The sequence below is a fragment of the Hymenobacter sp. IS2118 genome (assembly GCF_000715495.1).
Taxonomy (GTDB): Bacteria; Bacteroidota; Bacteroidia; order Cytophagales; family Hymenobacteraceae; genus Hymenobacter.
In genome coordinates, this window is record NZ_JNLX01000096.1 from 41,621 (window position 1) to 56,137 (window position 14,517).

Below are 14,517 nucleotides of genomic sequence, written 5' to 3' on the forward strand. Positions count from 1 at the left end.
GGTTGAGCTGCAAGCCACAAGCTTAAACACTGAGAGCCCTTGTGCGTGGGCTTGCAGCTTGTGGCTTGCAGCTCAAATAAGCTTGTGCTTGAAGGCGTACTGAATCAGGCCGACGATGGACTTGGACTGGGTTTTGGTGAAGATGTTTTTGCGGTGGGTTTCCACGGTGCGCTCGCTGATGAACAGCTTTTCGGCAATGGCGGCGCTGGAATATTCTCCGGCAATGAGCTGCAGGATTTCCTGCTCGCGGGTGGTGAGCGGTACGGGGCGTTCGGCCGCGTCGCGGGTGGCGGGCACGTCGAGATGGTCGAGGAGGGTGGCGCCTACTTCGGGGTTGAAAAACGTGCGCCCGGATGCCACGCGGCGGATGGCGGTGCTCAGCTCTTCGCCGGAAGTGTTTTTCAGCAGGTAGCCCGAGCCGCCCGCCGCCAGTACTTCCTGCACCGAAGCGTAGTCGTGAAACATGCTCAGGGCCAACACCCGCACCTGGGGAAACCGCGTCCGAATGGCCTGCGTGAGCTGCACGCCGGACATCTGGGGCATATTCAAATCGACCACGGCCACTTGCACTTCGGGGTGCGATTGCAGTTGCAGCAGAGCCGCGGCCCCGGAGTTGGCCGTGGCCACCACGCGCAGGCCGGCGTCGTGCTTCAGCAACACCTGCACACCTTCGAGCACCAGCTGGTGGTCGTCGACGAGAAGCACCGGTATTTGGGTGGCTGCGGGCGGCTTGGGAAGCGACATATACGGGGCGGCTACGCGGTGGAGGGCGCTAAGAAACGACATGCGAACGGAACAAACGAGGAGGGAGAAGTAGCCGGTAGTTTAGCTGTTAGCTATTAGCTGTCAGCTTTTAGCAGTGAACGCATGCCTGGCTTGAGAACCAGAACCGGTGGTTACCACCTTATGCCAGCCGAAAAAAAGCTAACAGCTAATAGCCAAGCAACTATTCCAGGGGCATCTGCCCAAACCAAAGGGTTTTGCCCGAGCGGTTTTCGCCAAAAAACACCACCTGCTTGCCGGCATCGCCCACGGGCAGCAGCGGGAATTTGTTGCTCATGTAAAACTTGCTGTCTTTGGTCACGCCAAAGGTTTTCTGGGCTCCAATGGTGGCGGTGGTCAGGTCGATGCGCGTGACGCTGGGGTAGCTGATGGTTTCGCGCTGGCTGGGCTCAAACAAGCCGCCACGGCTGCCGTCCTCGGTCAGCCCTTCCACAGTGCGGAAGCCGTCGAGCTCCTGCACAATCCAGTACACGCTGCGGCTGTCGGGCGTGGCGCGCATGAACTGGCCGGTGGGCATAATCTTGGCCGTGGCGTTGTTTTCGGCCCGGCGCAGGCCGTACTGCGACCGGAGCTGGCCGCTGCCATCGAAGTGAAACAGCAGCAGGTCGCCGTAGGACTGCACCTCGGGGGTGTTGCCCGAAACGCGGCCATTGGCCAGGGTATTGAGCATTTTGTTGCCCCCGCCCGATACCTTGTAGTTCTGGCCGCCTACAAAAATGTCGCCGTTGGGGGTTTCGCTGGCCAGATTGATGCGGAATTTCTTGCCCGTGTAGTCGGGGGTGCGCTTCTGGCCTTCGGGCACGCGCTGCTTTTTCTCAAACTCCTTCAGGTCGGTGTTGGTGAGCCATTTTACCTGGCCGGCCTGCACCTTCAGCAGCTGAAAGTTCTTGCCTTTGAAGTCGTCGCCGGCGGGCACGTCGGCATGAAATCTCTTCTGGTCGTCGATGGCCGGGCCGTAGGCCAGCACGCCGCCATCGGTCAGGGGCACGAAGCCGGCTACCTGCCAGCCGCTGTTGGGCGAGTCCACGGCAATCTTCTCCTTCACTTCTCCCTGGGCCGATACGCGCAGGTACTGGTAGTCGGTGGCCTTGTGGGCCTCTTTTAGCTTGCCCACGCCCTTGGTGTAGGCCAGCATAATGGCCACGTCGGGCGAGGCGGTGAGCTGGCTGTCGTCGGCTTCCTCTTCCGCGTCTAGGGCCACGGGCGCCATCGCCACGAAGGTCTGGAGCACGTCGGTATCGAGGTAGGTATCGCGCACCAGCTCCAGGTTGCTGTTGAAATACAGCACGTGGTAGCCAATTTTCAGGCCCTTGATGTTGCTGAGCTTGATGTTTTCGGCGGCCAGCACCAGCACGCCGCCGTTCACGTCATCGTCAACATGGCCGAGGTGGCGGTAGCTGGAGCCGCTTTCGGTGCGGGGCTTTTCGGTGCCCAGCAGCTTGACCTTCTTGCGGTAGCCGCCGCCCAGCCAGCTCCATTTGTAGTCGATGCGCTTGCGGCGGAGCAGCAGCGTGCCCGCCGGGTTTTTCAGGGCGCTCAGCACCGCCACGCCCGGAATCAGGCTGGCCGCGCCCGCGCTGGCCATGGGGTCGCTCACCTCCAGCGTCACGGCTTCCTTGCTGAAGTTTTCGCCCCGGTAGCCCTTCACCTTTTCCATCGGAATGCTGTTTTCCTCCACGCCCAGCAGGTTGTACTTGGTGTCGAAATGGTAGGTTTGGGTGGCTACCAGCTTTTCGGTGGATTTGGTGACGAACAGCAGGTCGACCTTGCCCGCCGCCTGGTTCACCGTCACATCGGATAGGTAGCCGCGCTTGGCTTTCTTCGATACATCGTGCGTTTTTTCCACTTCCAGGCGCTGAGCCAGTGCGGGAGCGGCGCCGGCCAGGGCCAGAATAAGGACGAGCGAGAGGCGGACAGTCTGCATGGGGCCGGGGGTGAAATGGGTCGTGACAAAGCACGGCCCGTAGCACCCCCGCGGCAATCCGCGCTGCTGGGTAATTTGCTCTCCCTGCTGCCCGCGCCTCCGCCTCCGTGCTGGCACGGAGGGCCGGCGCCCGTACGCGGCGCCCGGTCGGCCCGCCGCCGTTATTCCTGAAAGTGATACAGGAACGTGACCACGCCCGTGTAGGCCGGCTTCTTCGAGCCTTCAATCTCCAGCGTCACGCCCACGCGGGCCTTGGCGATGCCGCGTAAGTTGGCCACCGAGAGCATGTTGGCGCGCAGCCGCACCTGGCTGGTCACGGTCACGGCCTGGTTGAAGCGCAGGCTTTCAATTTCGTAGTTCACCTGCATTTTCAGGTTTTCGATGGCCACGATTTGCTGCCACAGGTAGGGCAGCAGCGCCACCGTGAGGTAGCCGTGGGCAATAGTGGCCTTGAACGGCGACTCCGCCTCGGCCCGCGCCGCGTCCACGTGAATCCACTGGAAATCGAGGGTAGCGGCGGCAAACTGGTTTATCTGTTCCTGCGTGACGGTGTGCAGCTCGGAAAATCCCAGCTCCTGGCCCACGCAGGCTTCCAGCTCGGCCAGGCTGCGAATGGTTCGTTTGGACATAAAAAAGGCAACGTAAGAGGTAGTAAGGGGCCGCAAACATACGCCGCCCCGGCCCGCGCCTACAATTCAGCCACCCGCAGCTGAATGTCCACGTTGCGGCCGTGGTCGTCGGCACAGGAGATTTTCACGTTGCCCGCGGGCGGACTGATAAACACCCGCTCGGTGGCCGAAGCGGCGCGCAAAAACTGGTCGTTCACGTACCAGAACACTTGGCGCACCTCGCTGCCGGCCGCGCAGCTCAGCAGCAGCTGTTGCTTTTCGGCGCGGCTGAGCAGGTATTCGGCGTTGGCCAGGGGCGAGGTGATGGCCAGGGCGGCCCCGGTTTCGTCGGCGCCCCGCACGAGGCGGCAGTCCGCGTTGTGGGCTGGTAGCCGGGTGGCGGGCAACCCCTGGGACTCCCGAAACGCCAGCACCTCGGGCAGCGGATTGGCAAAGAGCTGCCGTCGAAAGCCCGCCGCCGGCACGCAGGCCCGGCAGTAGGAAACCGTGCCATCGGCCGAAACCAGGGCTTCGCGCTGGTGCTCGCAGCGCCGGGCGCTGGATGTTCCCGGCAGGTAGTAGTCAATCAGCTGGTTGGGGCAATGGTCGCCGGGCACCAGTCCGGTTTCGGCGCATACGAGCCGGAAATCGAGGCTGGCCGGGGGCGGGGCCCAGTGCTGAGGCGCGTTGTAGGCCAGGGCGTTGAAGAGGTCGAAGAGCAGCGGCGTGGCAATGTCGGTGCCCGTGAGGGCGGGGCGGCCCTCACCGCTGAAATTGCCCACCCACACGCCCACGGTATAGTCCGGATTGTAGCCAATGCTCCAGGCATCGCGGCGGCCGTAGCTGGTGCCGGTTTTCCAGGCAATTTTGGGCAGGCGCGAGCTGCCCTGGTAGCCCAGCGGCAAATCGGGCCGGGTGTGCTGGGCCAGCATATCGGTGATGAGAAAAGCGGCGGCTTCTGAGACAAGCTCAGAATTAAAAATTGAAAATGAAGAATTAAAAATGGCCATTGAGTCGGGTTTGCGCGGCGTACGTCTTTGGCCATCCGCCCTCGAAGCTCCATTTCTAATTTTCAATTCTTCATTTTTAATTAAAGAAAGCGCCCGGTACTTCCCGCCGCCCGCCAGCGCTGCATACAGGGCCGTGAGCTCCTCCAGCGTGGTGCCGCAGCCGCCCAGAATGGTGCTCAGGCCCAGCCGGGGCGCGTCGTGGGCCACGCGGCGGAAGCCGGCATCGCGCAGCTTATCCGTGAAGGTGGTCACGCCCAGCTCGCTCAGCACGCGCACGGCCGGGATGTTGAGCGAGTAGGTGAGGGCGCGCTCCACGGTTACTTCGCCGCTGAACTCTTTGTCGAAGTTTTCGGGCCGGAAGCCGCTGAAGTTGCTGGGCACGTCGGGCAGCTTCAGCTTGGGCGTCACCAGGCCGCGGTCCAGGGCCAGGGCGTAGAGGAAGGGCTTGAGTGTGCTGCCCGGCGAGCGTATGGCCCGCACCCCATCGACCTGCCCGGCGCTGGCGGCATCGGTAAAATCGGCCGAGCCCACGTAGGCTTCCACGGCGCGGGTGCGGTTGTTGACGACCAGCACGGCGGCCTGCGTAATGCCCAGCTCGTGCAGGCGGCGCACGTAATTCTTGGTCAAATCCTCAGCCTTGGCCTGGGGCCCGCGTCGCAGCGTAGCCCGGATGATGGCCTGGCCGGGGTATTGCGCCACCAGCCGGCGCGCCAGGTGCGGGGCCAGCGCGGGGGCGGCGTGGCGCTGCACGTCCAACGGCTCATGCAGCGCATCCTCAATGTCCTGGGCCGGAAACAGATGCTGCGCCCCAAACTGCCGCAGCCAGCGGTTGCGCTCGGCCACGATGCGGGCGTTGTTCTTGCCCAGCACCAGGGCCCGCGGCTGGTTCGGTATGATGGCCAGCGTCACGGTCTGGGCCAGCGAGAGGTAGTCGGGCGGCTGCTGGAAATACAGCAGCGCGGCCGATTTTACGCCTTCAATATTGCCGCCGTAGGGCACCAAGTTCAGGTATAATTGCAGAATTTCGGCCTTGCTGTAGTGTGCTTCCAGCTGCATGGCGCGCAGCATTTCCAGCAGCTTGTTGCCCACGGTGCGCTCCTTGGGTTCCAGCAGCCGGGCCACCTGCATGGTGATGGTGCTGGCCCCGGTGGTGCGGCCTTTTCCGAATATATTCCGCCCCGCCGCCTGCACAATCGCCACCGGATTCACCCCCCAGTGGTAGCGAAAATACCGGTCTTCCTTATTGATAATGGCCTGCTGCAGGGCCGGGGTAATCTCGGCCAGCTCGGTTTTCATCCGCCATTTCTGGGTGGGGTTGAGGTAGGCGTGCAGCACGCTGCCATCGGCGGCCAGCACCAGGGGCGAGTAGCGCGGCGCCGGCGGCAGCGGAAACGCGTGGTCGAGTAGGAGCAGCACCAACAGCAAAGCCAGCAGCCCGAGGCCAACGCGGCCCAGACGCCGCTGCGCCCGCGCCCCGCGAATGGTGGCGGCGTCTGGGGGAGGCAGGGGAGCGGGCGTCGGCATAAGGAGCAGGGCTGAAAACCGTGGCCGGAATGCGCGCGCGGCTACGAGCAAGCAACTCAACTGCGCGGCCCGGACGCAGCCCGGCCCAAAGTACGTTCCCAATCCGTGGCCGGCCCCCTGCCAACCCTGCCAATCTGGCCCGACGCAGTTTTTGCAGCGCCAGTCTGCCCGAAATATCCTGTTGGCAACGGCCTTATTTTCAACCCAAAAAATTCAACTGGCCCCAAAGATGCCCGTATAGGTCAAACCGAACGAGCAAACCTTACCGTACATGAGGGTCGCGCGCGCGCCCGAACCAGTCGCGCCCCAACAGCTACTTCCTCAAGCCGGTAATTTTCGACCGTTTTTTCCCTTCCCATCTACTCTCTATGAGTTCTACTCCGGCACTGCCCACGGCAACAAGCGAGGCGGTACTGGTGCAGCGCTTGCTGGGCCGCGACGAGCAGGCCCTGCGGCTTTTGCAAGACCGCTACGGCCGTAACCTGCAACTGGTGCTGGTGCGGCTGGTGCGCGACGAAGCCCTGGCGCAGGACCTGCTTCAGGAAGGGCTGCTCAAAATCTGGCAGGGCATCAGCGCCTACGACCCCGCCCGCGGCCGCCTCTTCACCTGGATGGTGCGGGTCTGCTGCAACCACGCCATCGACGTGATGCGCAGCCCGCGGCAGAAGTTTCATAGTAGCACCCAGCCCCTGGAAGGCAAAAGCGCGCAGCGCGCTCCCGCCCCCACCACCTTTCACCCCGAACACATCGGCATCCGCGAGCTGACGCAGGGCCTGAAACCACGCCAGCGCGAAGTCATCGAGCTGTTGTATTTCGGCGGCTGCACCCAGGTAGAAACGGCCGAGGAGCTCGGCATTCCGCTGGCCACCGTGAAAACCAGGGCCCGCGCCGCGCTGGTTGCCCTGGCAGCGCTGGCCCGGCCAGCGGGGCGGTAGAACGCCAGCCCCATCCCCCAGCCCCTCTCCGCTTGATGCGCGGAATCCTCCGGGGGAAGGGGTTAGGGGATGGGGCCGACGGGGGATGGGGCCTGCGTAAGAGCGGGCCAGGTTACGAAACCCTTACCGCCCCGCCTCCACCACGCTGATGGCGTAGCCGCCGCCGGGCGCGCAGTACTGCGCCAGCTTGGATTTGCGCGTCACGTTCATCTTGCGGATGGTGTAGGCTTTCGGGTTTTTCTCGTAGTGGGCGTCTTTGCCGTCGGCGTAGATGGTGGCCACGTACTTTTTGCCGGGCTCCAGAAAGTCGAAGCGGATGTTGGAGTTGCGGCCGTTCTCGTCGCAGGTGCTGCCGATGAACCAGCTGCTTTTGCCCTTGGCCTTGCGCGCGATGGTGATGTAGTCGCCGGGCTCGGCTTCGAGCACGCGGGTGTCGTCCCAGTCTACGGCCACGTCCTTGATAAACTGGAAGGCGTCGAGGTACTTGTTGTAGTGTTCGGGCAGGTCGGCCGCCATTTGCAGGGGCGAGTACATGGTGACGTACAGGGCCAGCTGCCGGACCAGGGTGCTGTGCACGAAGGAGTTGTTCTGCGGGTTCAGTACGCTGACCTTGGTTTCGAAAATGCCCGGCGTGTAGTCCATCGGGCCGCCGATGAGGCGGGTGAAGGGCAGGATGGTGGTGTGGTCGGCGTTGTTGCCGCCGAAGGCTTCGTACTCGGTGCCCCGCGCGGCCTCGTTGCCAATGAGGTTGGGGTAGGTGCGGGCCAGGCCGGTGGGGCGCACGGCCTCGTGGCCGTTCACCATTATTTTGTGGGCGGCGGCCTTTTCCAGCACGTAGTTGTAGTGGTTAATCACCCACTGGTCGTAGTGGTGGTGGCCCAGGGGCACGATGTCGCCCACGTAGCCGGTTTTCACGGCGTTGTAGCCAAACTTGTTCATGAACTGAAAGGCCGAATCCAGGTGCCGCTCGTAGTTGCGCACCGAGCCACTGGTTTCGTGGTGCATCATCATGCGTACGTTTTTGCTGGCGGCGTACTGCTGCAGTTCGGTCACGTTGAAATCGGGGTAGGGCGTCACGAAGTCGAACACGTAATCTTTGTGCTTGCCGAACCAGTCTTCCCAGCCGGTGTTCCAGCCTTCCACCAGCACGGCGTCGAAACCGTGCAGGGCGGCGAAGTCGATGTACTCCTTCACGTGGGCCGTGTTGGCGGCGTGGGTGCCGTTGGGCTTCACCTTGGAGTAGTCGATGGAGTCGAGCTTGATGTTGTCCTGGTTGGTGTACGACCACGAGCTTTTGCCCGTAATCATCTCCCACCACACGCCCACGTACTTCACCGGCTTAATCCAGCTCGTATCCTTGATTTTGCTGGGCTCGTTGAGGTTCAGCACCAGCTTCGAGGTCAGAATATCCCCGGCCTTGTCGCTCACAATCACCGTGCGCCAGGGCGAAAGCGCCGGGGTCTGAATCAGGCCCTTGTCGCCCACGGCATCGGGCGTGAGGTGCGATTCGAGCACGAAATTCTTGTCGTCCAGCTCCAGGTGCATGCAGGAATAGTCCACCAGCGCCGCCTCGTGCAGGTTGATGTAAAGCCCGTCCTGGCTTTTGAGCATGAGCGGGGTTTGCACGCCGGTGGGCGAAAACGTGGTTTGCGAGGCGTTGCCGGTCACGGCGCTCTTCATCAGCCCGCGCACTTCCGAGAGCTTCGAGGTCACGGTGCTGTACTCCTGGGTGTCGTAGTCGCCGGGCAGCCAGAAGGCCTTGTGGTCGCCGGCCAGGGCAAACTGCGTGCGCTCTTCCTTAATGGTGAAGTAGCCCAGGTTGGGCTGGCGCGGAAACTCGTAGCGGAAGCCCAGCCCGTCGTCAAACACCCGAAACCGTACCCGGATGCTGCGGTTGCTGGCGGCCTGCGTGAGCGTCACGGCCAGCTCGTTGTAGTGGTTGCGAATGGTTTTCACCTCGCCCCACACCGGCGTCCAGGTTTCGTCGAAGGTGCGCTGCTGGCTCTCGGCCACGGCAAACCCGCTGGTGAGGGCCGGGGCGTTTTTCAGCTCCAGGCCCAGCTTGCTGGTTTTGATAACCGCGCGGCCCTTGTAATTGAGGCGGTAGGTGGGCACGCCGTCGGCCTGCAACGCAAACGTCAGGGCCAGCTGCCCGTTGGGCGACTTTATTTCCTGGGCCGCCGCCGCCTGCCACAGCAGGCAAGCGAGCAACACTAGCGCCGGGCGGGCCATTTTGAGAGGGGAAGAATGGAGAAATAACAAGTAGCGCAGCATGTTGGGAATGGGGGAGGGGTGAGGTTTTGCAGCCTGCAAATAACCGCATTGCGGCCGAAAACCTGCCCCGCGCCATAGCGGCCGGCCAATGCAGTGCCAGTAGTGGTCAATGCAGTGGCAGTAGGGCGTTTTGGAGTGCACTACCTTTGTTGTTCTATATCGCAGGCTTTTGCCCTGCCCGTTGCGCTCCCCGCCTTCCCACCCGCGCCGCGCCACCACTTTCTATTTTCCGGGTAGCGCAGTGGAAAGCCCAAAGGGGCTGCCTGGTTTCACGTTAATTACTATTTGATATGCATATTCCCTATGTCTGGCAACTCACTGCCGAAGATGCCGAACGCAGCCTCCGCTACCTGAAAGTTGCCCTGCTGCGCCGAATCCCCCACTTCCATTTTCACACCAAAGCCTGGTCCTGATAGCCGGGTTGATGCGCGTAACCTCACCCCCTAGCCCCCTCTCCAAAAAAGAGGGGGAACTAGATTTTAGACCTAAGGTTAGTCCCCCCTCTTTTTTGGAGAGGGGGCTAGGGGGTGAGGTTACCCCGCCGATACTCCGACGGCCGCTGGCCCGTGAGCTTGCGGAACGTGCGGTTAAAATGCGAGAGGTTGTTGAAGCCCGTGGCGAAGGCGACCTCGGCCACCGGCCGGCCCTGCCCCAGCAGCAGCCCGGCCTGACTGATGCGGTATTCCTGCAACAGCGCGGTGAGGGTCTGGCCGGTCATCTTTTTGATGTAGCGGCAGAACGCCGGCACGGTCAGGAAGGTAAGGTCGGCCATTTGCTGCACCGTGATGGGGGCGGCGTAGTGCTGCTCGATGTGCTCGTACACCTGTTTCAGGCGCTGCTGCTCGCGCACCTGCAGCGCCGAGAGGCCCATGTCGGCGTGCAGGGCAGTGGCGTCGGGCGCATCGGCCAGCTCGTAGAGCAGGCCCAGCAGCGTGAGCAGGCGCGCGGGCGCTGGCTGCGCCAGCATGGCCCGCAGTGCCGGGCCCACGGCGGTTCGGGTGGCCGGTCCAAACGCCAGCCCCTGCCGCGAGCGCTGAAACAACTGCTGCACGGCGGCCAGCTCCGGCTTTTGCAGGAAACCTTCGCCCATAAAATCCTCCCGCAATTGCAGCACGACCTGCTCAAAAGAGCCATCTTTCTCGTAGCTGAAGCTCAGGTGCGGCAGGTTGGGGCCCATAAATACCAGCTCGCCGCCCGCGTAGCCCGACACGTGCTGCCCGATGTGCCGCCGCCCGCTGCCCGTCGGGATGTACACCAGCTCGTACTCCGGGTGGTAGTGCCAGCTGATGTCCCGGTCCCGCGCCTCCGTGTAGTGGCGCAGGGTGAAGGAGCTGCCCGGCGTGGGCTGAATGGGTTCAAATTCCGGTTTCATGGCAACGGCGCGGCGCAGTGGGCCTCCTACGCAAGGCCCGCCCCGGCGAAAGTAAAACACGCCCGCTTGCCCTTCCTAAAAACGCCCCGCCCCCGACCAACAGCCGGAAGCGGGGCGCAGGGGCGAAGCGGCCCAATGGCAGCACGCGGCTACATTTTCTCCACCGGAAATTCATCCAGGATTTCCTTGGCCACGCGGCTGAACTCGGAGCCGATGTTGGCGGGATTGTTCACGGCATCGGCCACGGAGCCGCGCCAGAAAAGGTTGTTGGTGCGGGCATCCACGAAATCCAGAATCATGGTGCCTTCCTGGTAGGTTTCGGTGCGGGTGCGGGTGCGGCCGCGGGTGTAGTAGGGCGTGGTGTACCAGTAGCCGTAGTTGATGGGCAAAAACCTGCCCCGATAGCTCATGGCGTAGGGGTAGGCGTAGCCCCGGACCGGCGCAGTGGCTATGGTCCGCTCGGCTTCCTCTATGTAGAGATGGTAGGTGAGGAGGAAATCGGGCTCGGCGCTGGCCGCGGCCTGGCGGATGCCACGCGTAGCCAGCTCCCGGCTAATGGCCTGCTGAATCTGTTGGTCGTTGAGCGTACTCTTGTAAATGGGATTTGCGGAGTCCGCCGATTTCACGTCGGTGCGGGCCCAGTCATAGGTGCGGTACTGGCTGAAATCGGTGTTGGGCTTTTGCTGCACGGCTACCGGGGAGGTGCAGCCGGCCAGCAGGGCTACCAGGCCAAAAAGAAGGGTGTTAAATGCGGTTTTCATGGTAAATTCAGGCTGAAATGAAGAAAGGATTGTTTCTTTCTAACCCGCCTGACCCGCCAAGGGTTACCCGGAACCTGTTAAAAAGTCATAAATCAGCCACCCTTAAGCAGAACCCTGGCGGGCGTATCCTTTTCTCGCAGAAGTTCGCAGAGGTGAAAACGCTGAGGTTCGCAGTGTTTCGACGACCAGCTCTGCGAACCTCTGCGAGAAAGAGAAGAAAAAGCCCTGATGCTTGCGGCTTGCGGCTTGTAGCTTAAAGCCTGTAGCTGAACACTCAGGCCGGCGTCAGCACGCCGTTGGCTTCCCGGAGCTGGCCCGCGGCAAGGAGCTGGTCGATGGTGGCGGCGAAGGTGAGGCGCTGCTCTTCGCTGGGGCGGCTGAAGCCGAGGAGGCGGGTGGCGGGCAGGGCCACGGCCTCGCGCTCCAGGGCAAAGCCGTCGCGCACCACCGTGAGCACGGCAGCGGCCAGCTCCTCCGGCGCAATGAAGCCCAGCTTGCGCGACACCGCCGGCAAGGCGCTCCGGTCCCGCAGCGGTGCGGCCGATAAGGGCATGGTCGGCGTCCACAAAAAGTCGCCTTCCGGCCGGATGCTGCCCAGCAGGCCGGCCAGCCGGATGGCCTCGGCCACCGTGGCCCGGATGCGGGAGCCCACCTGCGTGGCGCCCGTGGCCGAAGCCAGGCGGCGCGTCACCTCATCGGCGTGCACCGGACTTTCCACGGCCACCACTTCGGCCACCCAGGCGGCTAGGCGGCCCGTGGGGTGCTGGTGAATCTCCTGCTGCCGGATGGCCGCCGGCAGCTGCGCCACCTGGTACGGGGCCGCGGCGGTGGCGCCCCCGGCGGCGGGTTCCTCGCGTTCCAACGGGCCCGGCAGGGCGGCGGGCGCGGCGGCCTCCGGTTCCGGCTCATCGGGCTGGTCCTGGGCCAGGCGGGCGCGGGCTTCCTCGATGGCAGCTACCACGCGCTCGGTTTCGCGGGCCGGGTCGCGGAACCAGTCGGTGCTCCAGACGCGGTGCAGGCGCCAGCCTACGGCTTCGAGCACCTGCTGGCGCAGGCGGTCCCGGTCGCGGGCCGAGCGCGCCGAGTGGTACATGGCCCCGTCGCACTCGATGCCCAGCACGTAGCGGCCGGGCTGGTCGGGGTCCACCACGGCCAAATCGATGTAGAAGCCCTGGCTGCCAATCTGGGGGCGCACCTGGTAGCCGCGGGCGGTGAGGGCCCGGTACACTGCTTCCTCAAACGGGGATTCCGCGGCCCGGCCGGTTTCCTCGTTCTGGTTCAGGCGGCCGTGCTGGGCGAAGTTGAGGAAGGTTTTCAGGGCGGCCACGCCTTTGGCGCGGGTGCGGTCCAGGTCCAGGTCGTCGGCGGTGAGGTTGGTGAAGACCTCGCAGCGCTGCTTGGCGCGGGTTATCAGCACGTTGAGGCGCCGCTCGCCGCCTTCGCCGTTCAGCGGCCCGAAGCTCATGGTGAGGTAGCCGTCCTTGGTGCGGCCGTAGCCGATGCTGATGAGAATGACGTCGCGCTCGTCGCCCTGCACGTTTTCCAGGTTCTTGATGAAGAATGGCTCGTGGGCGTGGCTGTTGAAAAAGGCTTCGGTTTCGGGGTGCTGGCGGCGGCGGATTTCCAGCGCGTCCTGAATGGACTGGCGCTGCGCCGTGCTGAACGCCACCACGCCCAGCGTGAGCTTCGGGGTAGTGCGGGCGTGGTGCAGCACGGCTTCGGCCACGGCGGCGGCCTCCAGCGGATTGGTGCGCGTGGTGCCGCGCTCGTAGTGCGTGTCGGGCAGGTGATGGTACACCAAACCCAGCTGCCCCTGCCCGCCGGGGCTCGGGAAAATCACCAGCTTATCATCATAAAACAAGTGGTTGGAGGCCGCAATCAGCGACTGGTGGAGGCTGCGGTAGTGCCAGCGGAGCATGCGCTCGGGCATCTGGCGGGCCTTGCACAGCTCCAGAATGCTCTGGATGTCGGCCGTCACATTCTCGTCGTCGGCGGCCTCGCCGGCCCCCGTTAGCGAGTCGAAGAAGCTGGTGGGCGGCAGCTGCTTGGAGTCGCCCACCACCACCAGCTGCTGGCCGCGCGCCACCGCGCCCAGCGCGTCCACGGGCTTCACCTGGCTGGCCTCGTCAAACACCACGAGGTCGAACTCGACCGCGCCCGGCGGCAGGTAGCTCGCCACCGAAAGCGGCGACATCATAAACACGGGCTTGATGGCCTGCACCGCCCGCCCGGCCTCCTGCATGAGCTTACGTAGCGGCAGGTGCCGGCTTTTCTTGGCAAACTCGTTTTTGAGCAGCAGCATCTGCCCGCCGGCCTGGGGGTTGGGCAGCTGGGCGTGGTGGTTCTGCATGGCCCGCACGCGGTGGTGGTACAGGCTGTCGCGGTCGGCCTGGCGGAAGCGGGCGGCCAGCTCCTCGTGCCCGGCCCGCTCGAACTGCCGCAGCGCCGGGTACTGCTCGTGGGCCAGCTGCTGCAGGTATTCCAGCCAGGTCTGGCGCACGGCGGCGGCCAGAAATTGGGCGGCTTCGGGCCAACGCTCGGCCAGGAGCAGCAACTCGGGCAGCTGCTCGGCTTGCACGGTGGCGGCCACGTTGTTCCATTCCGTGGTCAGGCGCAGGGCGGGCAGGTCGGCGGCCCAGGCGGCGAGCGTGGCGACCTGCGCGGCAAAGGGCTGGAATTGCAGGCGACCATCGGGGCCAAAGCGGCGCGCTTCGTTCAGCTGCAAGGCATCGGCCAGGGCTTGCAGGGTGGTGCGGTGCCGGGCCAGCGCGGTTTCCAGCGCCGCCACGGGCGCGGCCAGGGCGTCGGGGCGGGCGGCGCGGGCCAGGTAGGCGAGCAGACTGGCGGGTAATTCCTGGCGGGCAATGCGCTGCTGGGTCAGGGCCAGGTAGTCGGCCACGCGGCGCAACGCCGGCCAGTCGGAGCGCAGCCCCTGCCATGCCGGCCCGAACAACGCCCCGGCTAGCGCCTCGGCTTCCACGATGGTCTGCTGGTGCCGGGCGGCTTCGTGAATGGCATCAATCACGACCACCAACGCGGCGTTATCATCGGGCAGCGGGCCTTGCCACACGCTTTGCAGGCGCTTGCGGGCGCGGCGGTAGTTGCCGCTCAAAAAGCGCCACCACTTGTCGCCGTAGGCCAGCAGGGCCGCCCGCTCGGGTAGCAGCTGCTGGCTCCAGGCTTCGGGCAGCAGCGCGGGGGCGTGCTGCTGGTGCAGGGCGGTGTGGGTGGCGCCGGCGTGCAGCAGCTCGGTGAGGCGGGCGGTTTGCTGGGCCCAGGCGGCATCGGCCACGGCCACGCCAGCCAGCGGGGGCGCGAGCAGGGCG

General features: G+C 64.4%; 10 protein-coding genes. 2 read left to right on the forward strand and 8 right to left on the reverse strand.

What is annotated here, in order from left to right:
* Positions 1 to 72: 72 nt before the first annotated feature.
* The 4 genes from GM79_RS08655 to pbpC form a co-directional block, all read right to left on the reverse strand.
* On the reverse strand, positions 73 to 786 hold the full coding sequence (locus GM79_RS08655; protein ID WP_081867641.1) for a response regulator transcription factor: 714 nt from the start codon (positions 784 to 786) through the stop codon (positions 73 to 75).
* A 160-nt stretch (positions 787 to 946) separates the two neighbouring features.
* Entirely contained in the window at positions 947 to 2,707 is a 1,761-nt protein-coding gene (locus tag GM79_RS08660; protein ID WP_035562325.1) for a hypothetical protein, read from the reverse strand.
* 161 nt (positions 2,708 to 2,868) lie between these two features.
* The gene (locus tag GM79_RS08665) at positions 2,869 to 3,336 is read right to left on the reverse strand and encodes a MaoC family dehydratase (RefSeq protein WP_035562328.1); all 468 of its coding nucleotides are present in this window, start codon (positions 3,334 to 3,336) and stop codon (positions 2,869 to 2,871) included.
* Positions 3,337 to 3,395: 59 nt separating this feature from the next.
* Positions 3,396 to 5,849 (reverse strand): penicillin-binding protein 1C, encoded by a 2,454-nt coding sequence (gene pbpC, locus GM79_RS08670; RefSeq protein ID WP_081867642.1) that lies wholly within the window; start codon positions 5,847 to 5,849, stop codon positions 3,396 to 3,398.
* 368 nt (positions 5,850 to 6,217) lie between these two features.
* On the opposite strand from pbpC, the gene GM79_RS08675 reads away from it, so the two are divergent.
* Positions 6,218 to 6,784: an RNA polymerase sigma factor gene (locus tag GM79_RS08675; protein ID WP_035562331.1), complete on the forward strand. Its 567-nt coding sequence runs from the start codon at positions 6,218 to 6,220 to the stop codon at positions 6,782 to 6,784.
* A 123-nt stretch (positions 6,785 to 6,907) separates the two neighbouring features.
* Here GM79_RS08675 and GM79_RS08680 read toward each other — a convergent pair whose 3' ends face one another.
* Positions 6,908 to 9,016: a glycoside hydrolase family 97 protein gene (locus tag GM79_RS08680; RefSeq protein ID WP_035562334.1), complete on the reverse strand. Its 2,109-nt coding sequence runs from the start codon at positions 9,014 to 9,016 to the stop codon at positions 6,908 to 6,910.
* Positions 9,017 to 9,348: 332 nt separating this feature from the next.
* Here GM79_RS08680 and GM79_RS26260 point away from each other — a divergent pair, with 332 nt between their 5' ends.
* On the forward strand, positions 9,349 to 9,471 hold the full coding sequence (locus tag GM79_RS26260; RefSeq protein ID WP_262489445.1) for a hypothetical protein: 123 nt from the start codon (positions 9,349 to 9,351) through the stop codon (positions 9,469 to 9,471).
* Positions 9,472 to 9,578: 107 nt separating this feature from the next.
* Here the strand turns inward: GM79_RS26260 and GM79_RS08685 are convergent, their stop codons facing one another.
* The 3 genes from GM79_RS08685 to GM79_RS08695 form a co-directional block, all read right to left on the reverse strand.
* The gene (locus GM79_RS08685; protein WP_035562337.1) at positions 9,579 to 10,430 is read right to left on the reverse strand and encodes an AraC family transcriptional regulator; all 852 of its coding nucleotides are present in this window, start codon (positions 10,428 to 10,430) and stop codon (positions 9,579 to 9,581) included.
* 149 nt (positions 10,431 to 10,579) lie between these two features.
* Positions 10,580 to 11,191, reverse strand: a complete 612-nt coding sequence (locus tag GM79_RS08690) for a DUF4136 domain-containing protein (RefSeq protein ID WP_035562339.1) — start codon at positions 11,189 to 11,191, stop codon at positions 10,580 to 10,582.
* Positions 11,192 to 11,465: 274 nt separating this feature from the next.
* The coding region (locus tag GM79_RS08695) for a DUF3320 domain-containing protein (protein WP_152559911.1) at positions 11,466 to 14,517 on the reverse strand (3,052 nt) is incomplete at its 5' end.